This window comes from Pseudoxanthomonas sp. F11, assembly GCF_037046485.1.
Classification (GTDB): Bacteria; Pseudomonadota; Gammaproteobacteria; order Xanthomonadales; family Xanthomonadaceae; genus Pseudoxanthomonas_A.
Genome location: NZ_JBANLZ010000005.1, coordinates 187,111 through 207,233 on the forward strand (window position 1 = coordinate 187,111; position 20,123 = coordinate 207,233).

At 67.5% G+C, this 20,123-nt stretch carries 20 protein-coding genes; 17 read left to right on the forward strand and 3 right to left on the reverse strand.

What is annotated here, in order from left to right; all coding sequences use genetic code 11:
- Window position 1: 1 nt before the first annotated feature.
- Together V8246_RS15530 and V8246_RS15535 are read right to left on the reverse strand one after the other, a co-directional pair.
- Window positions 2-937 (reverse strand): FKBP-type peptidyl-prolyl cis-trans isomerase, encoded by a 936-nt coding sequence (locus V8246_RS15530; RefSeq protein WP_336190011.1) that lies wholly within the window; start codon window positions 935-937, stop codon window positions 2-4.
- A 79-nt stretch (window positions 938-1,016) separates the two neighbouring features.
- A complete protein-coding gene (locus V8246_RS15535; protein ID WP_336190012.1) occupies window positions 1,017-1,580 on the reverse strand; it encodes a glutathione peroxidase in 564 nt (187 codons plus the stop codon).
- A gap of 134 nt (window positions 1,581-1,714) precedes the next feature.
- On the opposite strand from V8246_RS15535, the gene V8246_RS15540 reads away from it, so the two are divergent.
- The 9 genes from V8246_RS15540 to V8246_RS15580 all read left to right on the forward strand — a co-directional run bounded on the left by V8246_RS15540 (window position 1,715) and on the right by V8246_RS15580 (window position 7,763).
- Window positions 1,715-1,975: a hypothetical protein gene (locus V8246_RS15540; protein ID WP_185895993.1), complete on the forward strand. Its 261-nt coding sequence runs from the start codon at window positions 1,715-1,717 to the stop codon at window positions 1,973-1,975.
- Between the two features lie 3 nt (window positions 1,976-1,978).
- Complete coding sequence (locus V8246_RS15545) at window positions 1,979-2,341, forward strand: GntR family transcriptional regulator (protein ID WP_162108810.1); 363 nt, start codon at window positions 1,979-1,981, stop codon at window positions 2,339-2,341.
- Window positions 2,341-3,216, forward strand: coding sequence for an ABC transporter ATP-binding protein (locus tag V8246_RS15550; protein WP_162108809.1), 876 nt, complete (start codon window positions 2,341-2,343; stop codon window positions 3,214-3,216). The genes V8246_RS15545 and V8246_RS15550 overlap by 1 nt, the downstream gene beginning before the upstream one ends.
- A complete protein-coding gene (locus V8246_RS15555) occupies window positions 3,213-4,211 on the forward strand; it encodes an ABC transporter permease (RefSeq protein WP_336190013.1) in 999 nt (332 codons plus the stop codon). Before V8246_RS15550 ends, V8246_RS15555 begins: the two co-directional genes overlap by 4 nt.
- Window positions 4,212-4,269: 58 nt before the next feature.
- On the forward strand, window positions 4,270-4,932 hold the full coding sequence (locus tag V8246_RS15560; RefSeq protein ID WP_336190014.1) for a hypothetical protein: 663 nt from the start codon (window positions 4,270-4,272) through the stop codon (window positions 4,930-4,932).
- Between the two features lie 78 nt (window positions 4,933-5,010).
- Window positions 5,011-5,685, forward strand: a complete 675-nt coding sequence (locus V8246_RS15565; RefSeq protein ID WP_336190015.1) for a hypothetical protein — start codon at window positions 5,011-5,013, stop codon at window positions 5,683-5,685.
- Window positions 5,686-5,743: 58 nt separating this feature from the next.
- Window positions 5,744-6,580: a hypothetical protein gene (locus tag V8246_RS15570; protein ID WP_336190016.1), complete on the forward strand. Its 837-nt coding sequence runs from the start codon at window positions 5,744-5,746 to the stop codon at window positions 6,578-6,580.
- 16 nt (window positions 6,581-6,596) lie between these two features.
- Entirely contained in the window at window positions 6,597-7,271 is a 675-nt protein-coding gene (locus V8246_RS15575) for a hypothetical protein (RefSeq protein WP_336190017.1), read from the forward strand.
- Between the two features lie 60 nt (window positions 7,272-7,331).
- On the forward strand, window positions 7,332-7,763 hold the full coding sequence (locus tag V8246_RS15580; RefSeq protein ID WP_336190018.1) for a hypothetical protein: 432 nt from the start codon (window positions 7,332-7,334) through the stop codon (window positions 7,761-7,763).
- A gap of 18 nt (window positions 7,764-7,781) precedes the next feature.
- On the opposite strand, the gene V8246_RS15585 is transcribed toward V8246_RS15580, so the two are convergent.
- Window positions 7,782-9,203 carry a class II fumarate hydratase gene (locus tag V8246_RS15585; protein ID WP_336190020.1) on the reverse strand — a complete coding sequence of 474 codons (1,422 nt, stop codon included), beginning with the start codon at window positions 9,201-9,203 and terminating at the stop codon, window positions 7,782-7,784.
- A gap of 137 nt (window positions 9,204-9,340) precedes the next feature.
- On the opposite strand from V8246_RS15585, the gene purB reads away from it, so the two are divergent.
- From purB to lpdA, 8 genes are all read left to right on the forward strand, one after another.
- Window positions 9,341-10,708: an adenylosuccinate lyase gene (purB, locus tag V8246_RS15590; RefSeq protein WP_336190021.1), complete on the forward strand. Its 1,368-nt coding sequence runs from the start codon at window positions 9,341-9,343 to the stop codon at window positions 10,706-10,708.
- 20 nt (window positions 10,709-10,728) lie between these two features.
- Window positions 10,729-11,127 (forward strand): VOC family protein, encoded by a 399-nt coding sequence (locus V8246_RS15595; RefSeq protein WP_336190022.1) that lies wholly within the window; start codon window positions 10,729-10,731, stop codon window positions 11,125-11,127.
- Entirely contained in the window at window positions 11,124-12,035 is a 912-nt protein-coding gene (blaAIM, locus tag V8246_RS15600) for an AIM family subclass B3 metallo-beta-lactamase (RefSeq protein ID WP_336190023.1), read from the forward strand. The genes V8246_RS15595 and blaAIM overlap by 4 nt, the downstream gene beginning before the upstream one ends.
- Before the next feature lie 85 nt (window positions 12,036-12,120).
- On the forward strand, window positions 12,121-13,368 hold the full coding sequence (locus V8246_RS15605) for a cupin domain-containing protein (RefSeq protein WP_336190024.1): 1,248 nt from the start codon (window positions 12,121-12,123) through the stop codon (window positions 13,366-13,368).
- Window positions 13,365-14,273, forward strand: a complete 909-nt coding sequence (locus V8246_RS15610) for a GNAT family N-acetyltransferase (protein WP_336190025.1) — start codon at window positions 13,365-13,367, stop codon at window positions 14,271-14,273. Before V8246_RS15605 ends, V8246_RS15610 begins: the two co-directional genes overlap by 4 nt.
- 165 nt (window positions 14,274-14,438) lie before the next feature.
- Entirely contained in the window at window positions 14,439-17,267 is a 2,829-nt protein-coding gene (locus tag V8246_RS15615) for a 2-oxoglutarate dehydrogenase E1 component (protein ID WP_336190097.1), read from the forward strand.
- Window positions 17,268-17,315: 48 nt separating this feature from the next.
- On the forward strand, window positions 17,316-18,539 hold the full coding sequence (sucB, locus tag V8246_RS15620; protein WP_336190026.1) for a dihydrolipoyllysine-residue succinyltransferase: 1,224 nt from the start codon (window positions 17,316-17,318) through the stop codon (window positions 18,537-18,539).
- A 102-nt stretch (window positions 18,540-18,641) separates the two neighbouring features.
- Window positions 18,642-20,078: a dihydrolipoyl dehydrogenase gene (lpdA, locus tag V8246_RS15625; RefSeq protein ID WP_336190027.1), complete on the forward strand. Its 1,437-nt coding sequence runs from the start codon at window positions 18,642-18,644 to the stop codon at window positions 20,076-20,078.
- The last annotated feature ends 45 nt before the right edge of the window (window positions 20,079-20,123 follow it).

Sequence of the window (20,123 nt, forward strand, 5' to 3'; positions counted from 1 at the left end):
CTTATTGCAGGATGCCCATCAGTTCCACGTCGAACGTCAGCGTGGCGTCCGGTCCGATCTTGCCGCCCGGCGCGCCGCCCTCGCCGTAGGCGAGGTTGGACGGGATCCAGAAACGGTACTTGGCGCCGACCGGCATCAGCGACACGCCTTCGGTCCAGCCCGCGATCACGCCGTTGAGCGGGAATTCGGCCGGCTCGCCACGGGCGTAGGAACTGTCGAACACCTCGCCGTTCAGCAGCTTTCCTTCGTAGTTGACGCGTACGCGGCTGGTCGGCATGGGCCGCTGGCCATTGCCCTGCCGCAGCACCATGTACTGCAGGCCGGAGGGCGTGGTGATCACGCCCGGCTTGCCTTTGTTTGCGGCAAGGAACTTGGCGCCCTCTTCACGGTTGCGCTGGGCAAGACCGGCCTGCCGCTTGGTCATATAGGCCTTCATCTCCGTCTGCGCCTGTTCCACGGTCAGCAGCGGCGTGCCGGCCTTGCCGGCCACGGCGCGCACGGCCTGCGCGAGGACGGCGGGATCGATCTCGTCCTTGAACGGCATCAGCGAGGGGCCGACGACGTAGGTGCCCAGAAACAGGCCCACCTTGGTCTTGTCCACCGGCGGCGGGGTGCTGCCCGGCGGCATGCCGGGGATGGGCTGGCCATCGGCCGCCGCCAGGTTCACGCGCAGCAACTGGTCGGTGGCCTGCGCCTCCTGTTCGGAAATCAGCGCCGGCTTGCCCGCGAACGTATTGACGATCGCCCGCTCGAAGGCGGCGGTGTCCATGAACGGACCCACCGGCTGCAGCGAGTTGCCGACATCGACGCCGATGGCATAGCTGACCTTGTCGCGCTCGGTCACCAGCGCGGTCTTTTCCTGTGCAGCCACGCTGCCTCCCAGCATCGAAAACGAGATTCCCAACAACGCGGCTACGCCGCGGACCGACCGCTTCATCCTTTCACTCCTGGAGCCCGCGCCGGGAAGATGGCGCCAAACGCCTATTGTGGCACGCCTGTCGCCCTGCACGGCAGCGTCAGCGCACCGCACGCGGAGCCGCAAGCTCGCGCTCGATCGCGGCCACCAGCGCGGGATCGTCCGGCCTGGTCTTGCTGGGGAACTGGGCGACCACACGCCCGTCGCGAGAAATCAGGTACTTGTGGAAATTCCACCCCGGCGCCGTGCCGGTCGCCCGCGTCAGTGCCCTGTACAGCGGCGTGGCGTTTTCGCCGATCACGGAGACCTTCTCGAACATGGGGAACTTCACGCCGTAGGTGAGCGTGCAGAACTCCTGGATCTCTTTCTCGGTGCCGGGTTCCTGGCCCCTGAAGTCGTTGGAGGGAAAACCGAGCACGGCAAATCCCTTGGGCGTGTACCGCTGGTGCAGGGCCTCCAGGCCCTCGTACTGCGGCGTGTAACCGCATTTGCTGGCGGTATTGACCACCAGCAGCACCTGGCCGGCATAACGTTCCTTCAGGTTCACGGGCGTTTTCGCGGTCAGTGGCCGATAGCTGACATCCAGCAGACCGGCCGCCAAGACGGCCGAAGCGGCCCCCAGGAGCGCAACAAAAGCACTGTATTTCAACAACTTGGACGTCATGACCCGCTCCACTAGTACGAACATGACAAGTATGCCTTCAGTTGGGTGGCAAAACCTTGTCAGCCGGTTGACGGCCTGTGTTTTGGTGTTATAGTTGAATACAACACCACTCACCCAACGCAGGGGGGGATGCCATGAACCAGAAACTGACCCACACACTGCCCAGCTTGGCCGTCGGCGGCCTGCTGCTGGCGATCGGGGTGCTGGCGACCGTCACCGGTGCACGCACGGCCGACGTGGAATCCACCGCCCTGGTCGGCGCGCTGGAATCCGATGCCGCCGAGGTCGCAGGCGATGACGGCAATCCGCAGGCGCGGCAACACAAGCGCCGGGCGCGGGCCTCGCTGGCCATGCCCTATTTCTCCTTTGGCCAATCGCTGCGTCCGAGGAGCTGAGCCATGACGTCCATCCAATGGAGCGACGGCGCTCCCATCTACCGTCAGCTGAAGGATCGCGTGATCGCGATGATGCTGGACGGGATACTGAAGCCGGGTGACGCCCTGCCCTCCGTGCGCCAGGTGGCGGCGGAGTACCAGTTGAATCCGATCACCGTATCGCGCGCCTACCAGGAACTGGCCGACGAGGCCCTGGTGGAGAAGCGTCGCGGCCTGGGCATGTTCGTCACCGACGAAGCGTCCAAGAAGCTGCGCGGCAGCGAGCGCGAGCGGTTCCTGACCGAAGAATGGCCGGCCGTCGCCGAGCGCATCGAACGCCTGGGCCTGTCCATCGAAGATCTGCTGCAATCCAAGGGGAACAAGTGATGAACGCCGCAATCGCCAATGCCGTGGTGTCGGCCCACGGCCTGCGCAAGGCCTACAAGAACAAGCTTGCGCTGAACGACACCAGCTTCCAGATCGAGGCTGGCAAGATCATCGGCCTGATCGGTCCCAACGGCGCGGGCAAGACCACCGCGTTGAAGGCCATCCTGGGCCTGATCCCGTTCGAAGGCCAGCTGAAGGTACTGGGCCTGGATCCGCGCAAGGATCGTGACGAGCTGATGAAGGACGTGTGCTTCATCGCCGACGTGGCCGTGCTGCCGCGCTGGATGAAGGTCAAGGAAGCCATCGATTTCGTCGACGGCGTGCACCCGCGGTTCGACCGCGCCAAGTGCGAACGTTTCCTGGCCAATACCCAGCTCAAGCCCAACCTGCGCGTGCGCGAGATGTCCAAGGGCATGATCGTGCAGCTGCACCTGGCGCTGGTGATGGCCATCGACGCCAAGCTGCTGGTGCTGGACGAGCCCACGCTGGGCCTGGACATCCTGTACCGCAAGCAGTTCTACCAGCGCCTGCTGGAGGACTACTTCGACGAACAGAAGACCATCATCGTCACCACCCACCAGGTCGAGGAGATCGAACACATCCTCACCGACGTGATGTTCATCCGCGACGGCAGGATCGCGCTGACCGCGCAGATGGACGAAGTCGCCGAGCGTTACACCGAAGTGCTCGTCAGCGGGGAGGCGGTCGAGCAGGCCCGCGCCCTGAAACCCATCGACGAGCGCGCCCTGCCCTTCGGCAAGACCGTCCTGCTGTTCGACGGCGTGCCGCAGGCGCAACTCGCCCCGCTGGGCGAAACCCGTACCCCTGGCCTGGCCGACCTGTTCGTCGCCATCATGAAAGGAACCTACGCATGAACGCCGTGACTTCGACGTTGGGCAAGCCCTCCAAGCCGGGCGCGTTCAAATGGCTGATCAAGCGCGAGTTCTGGGAGAACCGCGGAGGCTTCTTCTGGGCGCCGGTGATCACCGGCGGCATCTTCCTGGTACTGAACCTGATCCTGGCCGTGATCGGCAGCATCGCCGCACGGCGGTCGATGGACGGTGGCGGTTTCGTCATCGACGATGCGCCGGAGAAGGCGCACCAGATCGTCGGCGGCATCGGTGACGGCATGCTGCTGGGCGGTGTGATCCTGGCCTGCGTGGTACTGGCCTTCGTGGTGTTCTTCTACGCCCTGGGCACCCTCTACGACGACCGCCGCGACCGCAGCGTGCTGTTCTGGAAGTCGCTGCCGGTCTCGGACACCCACATGGTGCTGTCCAAGCTGGCCTGGGCGCTGGTCCTGGCGCCGCTGCTGGCCATCGGTATCGGCATCCTGATCGGCGTGGCGATGTGGCTGATCTCGGCCCTGACCATCACCGTCAACGGCCTGCCGGCCGGCGGCGCGATGTTCACCCACTCCCACCCGTTGCGTGTGATCGGCGGCGTGATCAGCTCCCTGCCTGTGTACATGATGTGGTCGCTGCCTGCGGTCGGCTGGTTGATGTTCTGCTCGGCCTGGGCGCGCAGCAAGCCGTTCCTGTGGGCGGTGCTGGTCCCCGTGCTGGCCTGCGTGATCGTCAGCATGACCGACATCCTGCCGGGCTTGGATATCCGTCACGACCTGGTCTGGTACACGGTGGTCTACCGCGGTCTGCTGAGCGTGGTGCCGGGCGCGTGGTTCCCGACGCTGGAAGGCGGCGCCGCCAACCCGCACACCGAGATCAACACGCCGGACGAACTGGCCAATGCCATCGACCTGACCCGCAGCTGGCACGCTTTCGCCACGGCGGACATGTGGATCGGCGCCGCCATCGGCGTGGCCCTGATCGTCGGCGCGATCCATCTGCGTCGTTGGCGCGAAAGCGAGTAATCGCCCGTCAGCCTTTCCAGGCGGGCCCACCCCGGCCCGCCCCTTTCAGGAACCGGACATGCACACCCCTCTTTCACGGATGCGCCCCCTCATCGTGCTCGGCATGATCGCCCTGGCGGCGTGCCAGCCGACCGACAAGAACCAGGCCCCCACGGGCGTGGTGGCCAAGGCGATGGACGAAGCGGCCAAGGGACTGGGCGAGGCCAGCCAGGAGATGGACAAGGCCCGCGAAGAGATCGCCACCGCACGCGACCGCCTGGCCCGCGAGAACATTTCGCTCAACCGCAACGACAAGCAGCACCTGCCCAAGGCCGAGATCACGCCGGCCGGCGATCTGCTGATCGAAGGCAAGGCGGTCGCAACCACACCGGAGCAGAAGGCGCTGGTACTGGCCTACCGCGGCGAACTGCTGGGCGTGGTCGGCGATGGCATGGCGATCGGCATGGAGGGCGCGCGCGTCGGCATCGACGCCGCCGCGTCTGCCCTGAAGGGCGTCCTCGCGGGCCAGGACGGCGACCAGATCGGCAAGCAGGTCGGCGAGCAGGCCAAGGCCAAGATCCAGCCTATGGTCGCGCAGCTGTGCACGCGCCTGCCCGGCCTGTTGTCGGCGCAGCAGGCGCTTTCCGCCGCCCTGCCCGAATTCTCGCCCTACGCCACGATGGACCAGGCCGATGTGGACGACTGCGGCGACGCCAATGGCGACGGCAACTGGACCTTCTGAGGTTTCCCGACCCAACCCGCGCGTTAGCCCGCGTATCAGCGCCACCGACATCGATTCAGGCGACGAAGAGGACACGCCATGCACTCCACGCGCAACCCGCGCATGCTGATGACGATTTTCCTGGCCAGCCTTCTTCCGCTCGCGGTACAGACGGCTAACGCCGGTGATACCCGCGTCGACAACGAGATCAGCGCCGACCTCGCCGATGCTCGCAGTGAAGTCCGTACCGAGCTCGCCGCTGCCCGTCGCGAACTCGACACCGGCAACCTGCGACTGGGCGACAGTCTTCGCTTCGGCAAGTCGGATGCGCGCGTCGCCCATGCGGATCGCGCGTTGCCGCGCGCGGAGATCACCCCGCAGGGTGATTTCCTCATCGAAGGCAAGCCGGTCGCCATCGACCGCCATCAGCGACAGGAACTGCTGCTCTACCGCGGCGAGGTCATCGCCATCGCCAAGGCCGGCATCGACATCGGCGAACGCAGCGCCCAGGCGGCGCTGGATGCGGTGGACCGTGGCCTCTTCAGTCTGATGTTCGGCGCGATGACCGGCAGTCTGGAGCGACGCATCGAGAAGACCGTCCGCGAGACCGTCGAACCCGGCGTGCGACGGATCTGCCGGAGCCTACCGGCACTGTTGGATCGCGAGCAGCGGCTGTCCGCTGCCGTTCCCGAGTTCCGCCCTTACGCCACGTTGGAGGCGGACGATGTCGGGGATTGCGAAAACGAGCTGCGCCGCGAGTTCGCGAGCCGATAGCGCACCTTCGCCGACAGCCGCGGCCTGTCCGACCTATGATCACCCCCGGAGACACGGAATGCGCACCGCCCTGATCGCTTCCTCCCTGCTCGCCGCGCTGGCGCTGGCGGCGCCCGCGTCGGCCTCCGACCGGTACTGCAAGCACGAATCTCCCCGCGAGCTGGTGCTGGACACCGGCGATGCCAAGGCCGTGGTATTCGAGGTCGGGCCCCACGACATGACGGTGGAATCGCGCGCAGGTGCCCCCGCCGCAGCGAGCGGCCGCGCCTGCAGCAGCCATGCCGATCGGTTGGCGCGGCTGAAGATCGAACAGCGCCGCGCCGGCGACAAACTGATCGTGCGTCTGTACCAGGAGGGCAGCTTCAGCGGCATCTCCTTCGGCAGCAACTACGCTTACCTGCACCTGACGGCGACCCTGCCGGATCATCTGCCCGTGCAGGTGAAAGTCGGGTCGGGCGAGGCCAAGGTCACGGGCGCCCCCGTGTTCAGCGCCGACGTGGGCTCGGGCCACGCCGTGGGCCGCGACATCCGCGGGCTGGCCGCCGTCTCGGTGGGCTCTGGCGACATCGACATCCACGGCGCCGGCAGCCTCAAGGTCGTGTCGATCGGTTCGGGCGACGTGGAGGCCGACCGCGTGCACGGCCGCACCCACGTCGGCAGCATCGGCTCGGGCAGCTTCAGCCTGTCGCGCGGTGGCGGTGCCGAGATAGACTCCATCGGCTCCGGCGGCGCTCAGCTTCGCGACATCACCGGCGATGTGGTGGTCGGCTCGGTCGGCTCCGGCGGCGTGGAAGCGCGCAATGTCACCGGCGCACTGACCGTCCGCTCGCTCGGCAGCGGCGATGTCGACCACGAAGGCGTCACCGGCGCGATCGACATCCCGAAACATCACTGAGTTCGCAGGAAACACCATGACCCGATTCGCACCGCTCGCTCTTGCGCTGTCCCTCGTGCTGCTGTCCGCCTGCTCCGGCAAGGACAAGGCGCCCAACGCCGGTGAGGGCGATGGTATCGCCGTCTCGCGCGCGCTGTGGGGCCAGAACCTCACGCTCAATGCGACCGGTCACCCGCAGGCTGAAATCTCGGCCAAGGGCGACTTCATCGTCGGCGGCAAGAAGGTGGAGGTGAGCGATGCGCAGCGCGCCCTGCTGGTCGCCTACCACCGTGAGCTGGGCGGGATCGCCGATGCGGGCATCGCCACCGGCAAGGAAGGCGCCAAGCTCGCCGGCAAGGCGGTGGGCGCCGCGGTAAAGGGCATCTTCAGCGGCAATCCGGATCAGATCGACAAGCAGATCGAAGCCGAGGCCAAAAAGGTCGAAGCCGAGGCGATGAAGATCTGCGACCGTCTGCCCGGCCTGTACAGGGCGCAGCAGGACCTGGCCGCCGCGTTGCCTGCGTTCCAGCCGTACGCGTCGATGGACGAAGGCGATGCGGAAGACTGCCGCACCAGCCACAACAAGAATCACGAGGCCGGCAAGGACCTGGGCCGCGCTATCGGCCGGGCGGTCAAGGGCGACAATGGCAGCGCATCCGGCCAGGATGCCGCCGCCGAAGCGGATGCCGCCGCGAAACCCGCCACGCCCTGATGCCGCGAGCCGCGCACGCGCGGTCCGTCACGCCCCATCCCTTTTCGACAGGAGCGCATCATGAGCAAGTACCGCCTTGTGGCGACGGCGATCGCGCTGGCGCTCGCCGCGCCCGTGGCCCACGCGAGCGACGGGCCGGAGCCCGCTCGCGAACGCGCCTTCCAGGACCACATCGCCTATGTGGCCACGTTCGCGATGCCGGTGCTGATCGAGAAATGCTCGGCTGCGGACCCCACCTACCTGCAGCGTGCAGCGCCTGCGTATTTCCGCTACGTCAATACGCACCAGGACCGTATCGAGCGCGGCCGACTGCTGACGCTCGCCGAGTTCGCGCCGGATGAAACGCTGGCGACCTACCGGGAACGCACGCTTGCGCAGCGCCTGGGCCGGCTGGACACGGGCACGCCCGAACAGAAGCAACAGATGTGCGAGGGCGCATTGGCGATGCTGTCCGGGACGAAGGTTCCAGGCGAATGGCCTCCGCGCGACTGAGCGGCGCGACCGCGCCCCTCAGCCGCCTCCGCCCCCGGGCTTCCCGTGGATACCGCCCTTGGCGAGCACGGCCGGATCCAGCAGCGGTTTGAGCGTCTTCTCCGGCAACCCCGTGATCTCGCGGGCGACCTCGAGCACCGGCCGGTTCTGCCGGTAGGCCTGCTTGGCGATGGCGGCGCCCTTTTCGTAACCGATCACCGGGTTGAGCGCGGTGACCAGTATCGGGTTGCGGTCCAGGGCTTCCTTCACCCGCGCCTGGCGTATCTGCAGGCCGGCGATGCAGTCGTCGGCCAGCAGCCGCGATACGTTCGACAGCAATTGCATCGCGTCCAGCAGGTTGTGTGCGATCAGCGGCAGGGTGACGTTGAGCTGGAAATTGCCGGTCTGGCCGGCGACCGTCACCGCCGTGTGGTAGCCCATCACCTGCGCACAGACCATCACGGTGGCTTCGGGAATCACCGGGTTCACTTTGCCGGGCATGATCGAACTGCCGGGCTGCAGCGCGGGCAGTTCGACCTCGCCCAGCCCCGCCAGCGGTCCGGAGTTCATCCAGCGCAGGTCGTTGGCGATCTTCGTGAGGGCGACGGCCAGCGCGCTGAGCTGGCCGGACAATTCCACGGCATCATCCTGCGCCGCCAGCCCCTCGAACTTGTTGGCGGCGCTTTCGAAGCGCGTGCCGGTGGTGGCGGACAGCGCCTTCGCCACGCGCGCGCCGAAGCGGGGATCGGCATTGATGCCGGTGCCGATGGCGGTACCGCCCAGCGGCAGCCGGCGCACCCGCTTGAGCGTGTCCTCGATGCGCGCCTGCGCCGATGCCAGCTGCGCCGACCACGCCGAGAACTCCTGGCCGAAGGTCAGCGGCATGGCATCCATCAGATGGGTCCGGCCGGTCTTCACCACCTTGCCCAGTGCCCGGCCCCGCGCATCGATGGTCTTGCGCAGGTGCCCGATGGCCGGCAGCAGGTCTTCGACCGCGGCGAGTTGGGCCGCCACCCGGATCGCCGTGGGGATGACGTCGTTGGAGCTCTGGCCGAGGTTGACGTGGTCGTTCGGGTGCACCTGCGCCTTGCCTGCGCGAGAAGCCAGGGTGGCGATCACCTCGTTGGCGTTCATGTTGGACGAGGTGCCGGAGCCGGTCTGGTAGACGTCGATCGGGAAATGCGCGTCGTGTTCGCCGCGCGCGACCGCGTTGGCGGCCGTCTGCACGGCCTTGGCGACGCCCTTGGGCAGCAGGCCCAGGCCCGCGTTGACCTCCGCGGCCGCCGCCTTCACCAGACCCAGGGCGCGGATGAAGCCACGCGGCATGGGCCGGCCGGAAATGGGGAAGTTCTGGACCGCACGTTGGGTCTGCGCGCCCCACAGGGCATCCGCAGGCACCTGCAACTCGCCCATGCTGTCGTGCTCGACGCGGGTGCGGCCCGCGGTCTTCTTGCTGGTCATCAGCGTCTCCTGGCAGGACTTCACGGCTCGCATGCCGGCCGAAGCCGGTGGCTGGCGGGCCGACAGGATACGCCAGGCCGGAGGGCCGCCTTCCCGGGGTAAAATGGAACGCTCCCTTCCAGCCCCCTGCCCCGCCCATGTCGGATTCGTCCCTGCTCGCCCTCTCTCCGCTCGACGGCCGCTATGCCGGCAAGGTCGATGCGCTGCGCCCGATCTTTTCCGAATACGGCCTGATCCGCGCCCGCGTGAAGGTGGAGGTCGAGTGGCTGCTGGCGCTGGCCGCTGAGCCGGGCATCACCGAACTGGCCACGTTCTCCGAAGGGGCGAAGGCCCGCCTGCGGGCGCTGGCCGACGGCTTCAGCGTGGCCCATGCCGCCCGCGTCAAGGAGATCGAGCGCACCACCAACCATGACGTCAAGGCAGTGGAGTACTTCATCAAGGAACAGCTGAAGTACGACGCCGAGCTCGCGCCCGCGCTGGAGTTCGTTCATTTCGCCTGCACCAGCGAAGACATCAACAACCTGTCCTACGGCCTGATGCTGGAACAGGCGCGCCGCGAAGTGCTGCTGCCTTCGCTGGACGGCGTCGCCTCCACCCTGCGCGCACTGGCCCACGCGCAGGCCGCGCAACCCATGCTGTCGCGCACGCACGGCCAGACCGCCTCGCCGACCACGCTGGGCAAGGAGATCGCCAATGTCGTGGCTCGCCTGGAGCGCCAGCGCGCTCAGATCGCCGCGGTGGAGCTGACCGGCAAGATCAACGGCGCAGTCGGCAACTACAACGCCCACGTGGCCAGCTACCCCGACGTGGACTGGCCGACCTTCGCCCAGCGCTTCGTCGAAGGGCTGGGTCTGGTATTCAACCCGTACACCACCCAGATCGAGCCGCACGACAACGTCGCCGAAATCGGTGACGCGGCGCGCCGCGCCAACACCATCCTGATCGATCTGGCCCGCGACATCTGGGGCTACATCTCGCTGGGCTACTTCAAGCAGAAGCTCAAGGAAGGCGAAGTCGGTTCCTCGACCATGCCGCACAAGGTCAACCCGATCGACTTCGAGAACGCCGAAGGCAACTTCGGTATCGCCAATGCCCTGTTCGAACACTTCAGCGCCAAGCTGCCGATCAGCCGGTGGCAGCGTGATCTCACCGACTCCACCGTGCTGCGTGCACTGGGTACGGCGTTCGGTCACACCCAGGTGGCGCTGGATTCCCTGGCCAAGGGCCTGGGCAAGCTGGAAGTGAACCCGCAGCGCCTGGACGCCGACCTCGACGCCGCCTGGGAAGTGCTGGCCGAAGCCGTGCAAACCGTCATGCGCCGCCACGGCCTGCCCAATCCGTACGAACAGCTGAAGGCGCTGACGCGCGGCCAGGGCATCACCGCCGATTCGATGCGTGCCTTCATCGAATCGCTGGCGCTGCCGGCCGACGCCAAGCAGCGCCTGCGGGACATGACGCCGGGCAGCTACACCGGCCTGGCCGAGCGTCTCGCACGCGGCATCTGACCTCGGAGGCGGGTACGGCGATGCATCTGCTGATCAACATCGACGTACCCGACCTGCCGGCCGCCGAGGCGCTGTATACGCGCGCCTTCGGGCTGACCACCGGGCGCCATTTCGGCGACGGTGGCGTCGAACTGCTGGGGGCGCAGGCACCGATCTACCTGCTGCAGAACGCGGCCGGCTCCGGCGCCACCGCCATCACAAACCGTGACTACGCCCGCCACTGGACGCCGGTGCACCTGGATGTGGTGGTGGATCACCTTGAACCTGCCCTCGACCGTGCCCTGCAGGCCGGCCTGGTGCAGGAAACCGACATTCGCGACACGGACTGGGGCCGCATCGTCGGCCTGGCCGATCCCTGGGGCCATGGCTGGTGCCTGCTGCAGTTCGTCAATCGCGGCTACGACGAGATCGCCACATGAAACGTCGCTTCACCCTGCTGGGCAGTGTGATCGCCCTCGCCCTTTCATCGACCGCCCTCGCCTCCGATGCGCCTGCCTTCAGGGGCTGCGCCGACGATGCCGGCTGGAACGATCCTGCAACGCCCCTGAAGGTGTACGGCAACACCTGGTACGTCGGCACCTGCGGCATCAGTGCGCTGCTGGTCACTTCCGACGCGGGCCATATCTTGGTCGATGCCGCCACGCCGCAGGCGGGCCCGCAGATCCTGGCCAACATCCGCGCGCTCGGTTTCAGGCCGGAGGACGTGCGCGCCATCGTGTTCTCGCACGAGCATTTCGATCATGCCGGCAGCCTCGCCGAACTGCAGAAAGCCACGGGTGCACCGGTGTACGCGCGCGCACCGGCCGTCGACACGTTGAAGCGCGGCCTGCCGGACCGCACCGACCCGCAATTCGAGGTGGCCGAACCCATCGCGCCGGTCGCCGACATCATCCCCCTGGCCGACGACGGCGTGGTGAGCGTCGGCCCGCTGGCCCTGACGGCGGTCGCCTCGCCTGGCCACACCCCGGGTGGCACCAGTTGGACCTGGCGCGCCTGCGAAGGCGACGACTGTCGCCAGATGGTCTACGCCGACAGCCTGACGGCGATCTCGGACGACGTCTTCCGCTACAGCGACGACGCCGCGCATCCGGGCTACCTGGCGGCATTCCGCGACACCCTCGCACGGGTCGCAGCGCTCGACTGCGACATCCTGGTCACCCCGCACCCTTCGGCCAGCCACCTGTGGAACCGGATCGGCCCGAGGGCCGCCGCACCGCTGATGGACACCACCGCCTGCCGCCGCTACGCACAGGGTGCGATGCAGCGGCTTGAGAAGCGCCTGGCCGAGGAGGCCGCCACCTCCCCCTCCGACGACGCGCGGCCTTGATGCGCATCAATGCCCTGCGCGGCCTGCCCGGCCACGCTGGCCTCCCTTTCCCATGCGCGGCGTGACGCTGCGCGGATCCGACACCATGAAGAAGAACCCGTCCCGCACCGCTGCCCTGCCCTTCGAGATCGTCGCCACGCGCGACCAGCCGCTGGGCATGCCGGCCGAGCGCTTCCTGCGCGACTACTGGCACAAGCGGCCCCTGCTGATCAGGAACGCCTTTCCCGGCTTCGAAACGCCCGTGCAGCCGGAAGACCTGGCGGGCCTGGCCTGCGAAGAAGGCGTGCTGGCGCGGATGATCAGTCTGGATCGCGCCACCGGGGCCTGGGACGTGCGCACCGGCCCGTTCCAGGAAGAGGACTTCCCCGGTCTGCCCGACCACGACTGGACCCTCCTGGTGCAGGACGTGGACAAGTGGGATGCCGACGTACGCGAACTGCTGGCGCAGTTCCGTTTCCTGCCGCGCTGGCGTGTGGACGACATCATGATCAGCTTTGCGGCCACCGGCGGCTCGGTGGGCGCCCACGTGGACCATTACGACGTGTTCCTCCTGCAGGCGCAGGGGGAGCGCCGCTGGATGATCGACGCCAGTGTGGCGTTGGGGAAGCCCGCACCGGACCTGGCCTTCCAGGAGGACGTGGCGATCAAGCTGCTGCAGCGGTTCGACCCGACCCATGAATGGGTGCTGGCACCCGGCGACATGCTGTACCTGCCGCCACTGGTCCCGCACCACGGGGTGGCGGAGAACCCGTGCCTGACCTTCTCGGTGGGCATGCGCGCACCGTCGTCGGCGGAACTGATCGCCGACTACCTGGACACCCTGGTCGCCGACGCCGACGAAGCCGTGCGCTACCACGACGAGGACCTCAGCCCGCCCCAGGACCCCTACGAGATCGACGCCCGCGCGATGGAACGCGTGGTGGAAGCCCTGAATGCCCTTCGGATGAACGACCCGGACCGGCTCGGCGACTGGTTCGGCCGCTTCATCACCACCTACCGGGCCTCGGGCGATGTGATGCCTGGCCCGGATGCGCCCTCGCGCATCGAACTGGAATGGGACCTTCAACAGGGCGCCCGCCTGCTCCGGCACCCCTTTTCCCGGTTCGCGTGGCGCCGCCGCCGCACGCAGGCCACGCTGTTCTGCAATGGCGTGGACCATGTGATGCCGGTGAAGGATGCCCGGCTGCTGGCAGCCGCCGAGTCGATTGACGGCCAGGCCTACGCCGTGCTCAGCGATGCCGGCCGCGATGCCGTCATGGCGCTCGCCGAGCAGGGCCACTACCAGCTCGCCCTCGACGATGACGAGCCGGACATCGGGGACTCGCAGTCGTGAGCACGGCCGACTATCGCGTCGAGGCGGTCGACTACGCCGCCGCACTGGACGAACTCCGGCGCGTCCGCGATGCCGTGTTCGTCGAGGAGCAGGGCGTGCCGCGCGACCTGGAGTGGGACGCGCTGGATCCGCTGTGCCATCACGTGATCGCCCGCGACGCCGGAGGGCAGCCCATCGGCACCGCCCGGCTCACGCCCGACCACCGCATCGGCCGCATGGCGGTGCTGTCCGCCTGGCGTGGCCAGGGCGTGGGCGAGGCCCTGCTGCTCGCCCTGCTGGCCGAGGCCCGCCGACGCCAGTGGCCGGCGGTGTCCCTGCACGCCCAGGTGGAGGCCGAAGGGTTCTACGCCCGCCACGGGTTCCTGCCCGAGGGCGAGCGCTTCTTCGAAGCCGGGATCGAGCACCAGGGCATGCGCCGGGCACTGGGCGCCACGGCCACCATCGCCCGCCGGGTCGAAGCCATCGCCATCACCACCGCCATCGTCGTGCAGGCCCGCCGCGCGCTGGCGATCTACAGCCGCGCCCTCGACCCTGGCCTGTGGGACGCCCCCCCGGTGCTGGAGGCGCTGCGCCGGTTCGCCACGCACCGGACCGGCGTGCAGATCCAGGTCCTGTTGCAGGACGCGGCCGCGCCCCAGCACGCATTGGCCCCGCTGATCGGCCTGGCCCAGCGCCTGCCCAGTGTCTTCGGGTTCCGCGAAGTGCAGGACCCGGTGGATCTGCCCTATGCCGCGGCCTTTGTCGCCAACGACGACCATGGCTACTACTACCGGCCCCTGGGCCACCGCTTCGATGGCGAGGCCGGCCTGGAACATGCCGGGCGCGCACGGCAGCTGCGCGAAGAGTTCACCCCGATGTGGGAACGCGCGCGTCCAGTCTCCGAATACCGTGCACTCGGCCTCTGATCGCGGGTCCCGCGACGCGGGCACCCTGCGCCTTTAGTCCAATCCGGTTACGCCCCCTTCCCGGCATGGGGGTATAATTTCCCGGTTTTCGTCCATGTCGCCGAGACATTGCGCGACATGGACCGCAAGCGCCCCTCGACTACCCCACAGCACGCCATCGCCATCGTGGACAATCTCCTGAAGCAGTTCGCGCAATCCTCGCAGCTCAATGGCGGCAACGCCTCCTACGTCGAAGACCTGTACGAGCAGTACCTCGTCGCCCCGGACAGCGTGGGTCCCAAGTGGAAGGCCTACTTCGACGGCTTCAAGGGGCGCGAGGCCGGGGACGTCCCCCACTCGGTGGTCATCCAGCAGATCGCCGACGCCGCCCGCCAGGCCGCCAACAACGGCCATGTCGTGACCGGCGGCGGCGACGAGCGCGAGCGCAACATCGGCCGCCTGATCACCGCGTACCGCTCGCGCGGCCACCTGGGCGCGCAGCTCGACCCGCTGGGCCTGACCCCGCCGGTCAATCCGCCCGACCTGGACCTGGCGTTCCACAACCTGTCCGAACGCGATCTCGACAGCGAGTTCAGCACCGGCAACGTCGGTGGTCATTCGCGCATGAAGCTGCGCGATCTGCTGGCCCGCCTGAAGGCCACCTACACCGGCCCGATCGGCGTGGAGTTCATGCACATCCCCGAGGTCGAGCAGCGCCAGTGGCTGTACCAGCGCCTTGAAACCGCGGGCGGCCAGTTCGGCCTGTCGGACGAGGCCAAGCGGCGCACCCTGGAGCGCCTGACGGCCGCCGAGGGCCTGGAGCGTTACCTGCACACCAAGTACGTGGGCCAGAAGCGCTTTTCGCTTGAGGGCGGCGACGCACTCATCCCGCTGCTGGACACGACCATCCGGCGCGCCGGCGAAGGCGGGGTGAAGGACATCGTGATCGGCATGGCCCACCGTGGCCGCCTGAACGTGCTGGTCAACACGCTGGGCAAGAACCCGCGCAAGCTGTTCGACGAGTTCGAGGGCAAGTTCGAGCACGACAACAGCCTGGCGCACGCCGGCGACGTGAAGTACCACATGGGCTTCTCGGCCGACATCGCCACCCCAGGCGGTCCGGTGCACCTGGCGCTGGCCTTCAATCCGTCGCACCTGGAAATCGTCGACCCCGTGGTGGCCGGCAGCGCCCGCTCGCGCCAGGAGCGCCGCAACGACGCCGCCCGCCAGGCCGTGCTGCCGATCATCATGCACGGCGACGCCGCGTTCGCGGGCCAGGGCGTGGTGATGGAACTGTTCCAGATGTCGCAGGCGCGCGGTTTCGCCGTGGGCGGCACGCTGCACATCGTCATCAACAACCAGATCGGCTTCACCACCAGCAACAAGGAAGACGCGCGTTCCACGCTGTACTGCACCGACGTGGCCAAGATGGTCGGCGCGCCGGTCTTCCACGTGAACGGCGACGATCCGGAAGCGGTGGTCTTCGTGGCGCAGCTGGCCTACGACTTCCGCCAGCAGTTCAAGAAGGATGTGGTGATCGACCTGGTGTGCTACCGCCGCCACGGCCACAACGAAGCCGACGAGCCGGCCGCGACCCAGCCGGTCATGTACCAGACCATCCGCAAGCATGCCACCACGCGCGAGATGTATGCCGCCAAGCTGGAAGAGGCGGGCGTGATCCCCGCCGATGGCGGCAAGGCGCTGGCCGACGCGTTCCGCAACAAGCTCGATTCCGGCGACTACACGACCGAGCTGGCCAAGCAGAAGAGCGACGAGTTGGCGATCGACTGGTCGCGCTACGTGTCCGGCAAGCTCAGCGATCCGGTCGACACCAAGGTCAAGCGCAAGGCGCTGGATTCGCTGGCCAAGATCATCACCACCATCCCGGCCGGCGTCGCGCTGCATCCGCGCGTGGCCAAGATCTACGAGGACCGGGTGAAGATGGCCGCCGGCGAACTGCCGGGCGACTGGGGCTTCGCCGAAAACCTGGCCTACGCCACGCTGCTGGCCGAAGGCCACGGCCTGCGCCTGGTGGGCCAGGACGCCGGCCGTGGCACGTTCTTCCACCGCCACGCGATCCTGCACGACCAGAAGACCGACAGTTACTACCTGCCGCTGCGCCAGTTGGTCGAACAGCCCGAGCAGGCCACCGTCATCGACTCGCTGCTCAGCGAGGAGGCGGTGATGGCGTTCGAGTACGGCTTCTCCACCACCGATCCCAACACCCTGTGCATCTGGGAAGCGCAGTTCGGCGATTTCGCCAATGGCGCGCAGGTGGTGATCGACCAGTTCATCGCCGCCGGCGAAGCCAAGTGGGGCCGCATCAGCGGCCTGACCCTGCTGCTGCCGCACGGCTACGAAGGCCAGGGTCCGGAGCACAGCTCCGCGCGCCTCGAGCGTTTCCTGCAGCTCTGCGCGCTGGAGAACATGCTGGTGTGCGTCCCGACCACGCCGGCCCAGGCCTACCACATGCTCCGCCGCCAGATGCGCATGACCACCCGCAAGCCGCTGGTGGTGATGACGCCGAAGTCGCTGCTGCGCCACAAGCTGGCGGTGTCCACGCTGGACGAACTCGCCAACGGCGAATTCCAGCACCTGATCCCCGACGCGACCGCCGATGCGAAGAAGGTCAAGCGCGTCATCGCGTGCTCGGGCAAGGTCTACTACGACCTGCTCGAGGACGCGCAGAAGCGCGGCCAGGACGACGTGGCCCTGCTGCGTGTCGAGCAGCTCTACCCGTTCCCGCGCGAGCAGCTGACCGCGGAACTGAAGCGCTACGGCAAGGCCACCGAGGTCGTGTGGTGCCAGGAGGAGCCGCAGAACCAGGGCGCGTGGTACCAGATCAAGCATCACCTGCAGGCCTGCCTGGCCGACAAGCAGACCCTGCACTACGCGGGCCGTCCGCGCTCGCCCTCGCCCGCCGCCGGCCATTTCGCCGAGCATGTGGAAGAGCAGCTGAAGCTGGTCGCCGACGCACTGGTCAACAAGCTCGGCGCCGACCACGTCGCCGAATAAGCCCGCCCCTTTACAACGAACAACAACATCACCAGGACGCCCCATCCCATGGCCACTGAAGTCAAAGTTCCGGTTCTTCCCGAGTCCGTCTCCGACGCCACCATCGCCGCCTGGCACAAGAAGGTGGGCGACGCGGTCAAGCGCGACGAGAACCTGATGGACCTGGAAACCGACAAGGTCGTGCTGGAAGTGCCCTCGCCCGTCGACGGCGTGCTGAAGGAGATCAAGTTCAAGGAAGGCGACACGGTGACCAGCCAGCAGCTGCTTGCGATCATCGAGGAAGGCGCGGCCGCCGCGGCTCCCGCCCCCGCCGCAGAGGAAAAGAAGCCGGCCGCCGGCCCCCAGGAAGTGCAGCCGAAGGCCGACGCCGCCAAGGCCGACGCGGCCGCCCCGGCCAGCACCAAGCCCGCACCGGCCGGCGCCGACGCGCTGCCCCCGGGCGCCCGCTTCACTGCCATCACCCAGGGCATCGATCCGGCCGCCGTGGAAGGCACCGGTCGCCGCGGCGCGGTGACCAAGGAAGACCTGGTCAACTACGCCAGCGGCAAGACCGCGGGCGTGTCCGGCGGCGCGCGTCCGGAAGAGCGCGTGCCGATGACCCGCATCCGCACCCGCATCGCCGAGCGCCTGATGCAGTCCAAGAACTCCATCGCCATGCTGACCTCGTTCAACGAGGTCAACCTGGCCAAGGTCATGGAGATGCGCAAGGAGCTGCAGGACGACTTCGTGAAGGCCAACGGCATCAAGCTGGGCTTCATGAGCTTCTTCGCCAAGGCCGCCGCCAACGCGCTGCAGCGCCATCCGATCATCAACGCCTCGGTCGACGGCAACGACATCATCTATCACGGCTACGCCGACATCTCGATCGCCGTGTCCACGGACAAAGGCCTGGTGACGCCGGTGCTGCGCAACGTCGAGCGCATGGGCTTCGGCGACATCGAGAAGGGCATCGCCGAGTACGCCAAGAAGGCGCGCGACGGCAAGCTGGGCCTGGAAGACCTGCAGGGCGGCACCTTCACCATCACCAACGGCGGCACTTTCGGTTCGCTGATGTCCACACCGATCGTCAACCCGCCGCAGAGCGCCATCCTGGGCATGCACGCCATCAAGGACCGCGCCATCGTCGAGAACGGCCAGGTCGTCGCCGCGCCGATGATGTACATCGCGCTGTCCTACGACCACCGCATCATCGACGGCAAGGACGCGGTGCTGTTCCTGGTGGACATCAAGAACCAGCTGGAAAATCCGCACCGCATGCTGCTTGGCATGTAAGAGCGAGGAGCGAGTGATCGGGAGTGAGGAGTGAGAGCGATGGCTCTTGTTCTTCCTCACTCCTCACTTCTCTCCACTCACTTCTATTTTTGAGCGAATGAAATGACCGAACAATTCGACGTCGTCGTCATCGGTGCCGGTCCGGCCGGCTACCACGCCGCCATCCGCGCCGCGCAGCTGGGCATGAAGGTCGCGTGCATCGATGCGGCGCTGGGCAAGGACGGCAAGCCCGCGCTGGGCGGCACCTGCCTGCGCGTCGGCTGCATCCCGTCCAAGGCGCTGCTGGATTCCTCGCACCAGTACCACAACCTGACCCACCAGTTCGAACAGCACGGGATCAGCGTCAAGGACGCGAAGATCGACGTGGGCACCATGGTCGGCCGCAAGGACGCCATCGTGAAGCAGTTCACCGGCGGCATCGCGCAGCTGTTCAAGGCCAACAAGGTGACCGCCTACTACGGCTTCGGACAGTTGCAGCCGGGCAACCTCGTCAAGGTGAAGCAGCACGACGGCAGCGACGTCGAACTGAAGGGCACCAACGTCATCCTCGCCGCCGGTTCGGAATCCATCGAACTGCCGTTCGCCAAGTTCGACAACGAGTACATCGTCGACAACGTGGGGGCACTGGACTTCACCGAGGTTCCCAAGCGCCTGGCGGTGATCGGCGCAGGCGTGATCGGGCTGGAACTGGGCAGCGTATGGAAGCGCCTCGGCGCCGAGGTCACCATCCTCGAGGCCCTGCCCGATTTCCTTGCCGTCGCCGACAGTGAAGTGGCGAAGGTCGCCGCGCGCGAGTTCAAGAAGCAGGGCCTCGACATCCGCCTTGGCGCCAAGGTGTCGAAGACCGAAGTCACGGGCAAGGGCAAGAAAAAGGAAGTCGTGGTCACCTACAGCGACGCCGAAGGCGAGAAGACGCTGACCGTGGACAAGCTGCTGGTCGCCGTGGGCCGCCGCGCCGCGAGCAAGGGCCTCCTGGCCGACGGCACCGGCGTCAAGCTCAACGAGCGTGGCCAGGTGGAAGTGGACGCGCACTGCCACACCGGCGTCGACGGCGTGTGGGCGATCGGCGACTGCGTACGTGGGCCGATGCTGGCGCACAAGGGCTTCGAGGAAGGCATCGCGGTCGCCGAGCTGATCGCCGGCCTGCCGGGACACGTCAACTTCGACACCATTCCGTGGGTCATCTACACCTCGCCCGAGATCGCCTGGGTCGGCAAGACCGAGCAGCAGCTCAAGGCCGAAGGCGTGGCCTACAAGGCGGGCTCCTTCCCGTTCGCCGCGGTGGGCCGTGCCGTGGCGATGGCCGAGCCCGCAGGCTTCGTGAAGGTCATCGCCGACGCCGAAACCGATCGCGTGCTGGGCATGCACCTGGTCGGCGCCAACGTGTCGGAGCTGGTGCACGAAGGCGTGCTCACGATGGAGTTCAAGGGCTCCGCCGACGACCTGGCCCGCATCTGCCATGCGCACCCGTCGCTGTCGGAAGCGGTGCACGACGCCGCGATGGCCGTGCACAAGCGCGCGATCCACAAGGCCAATTGAGGCCCGCACGGCGGCGAGGCCGCCGCCGTGATCCGCATGCGCCAG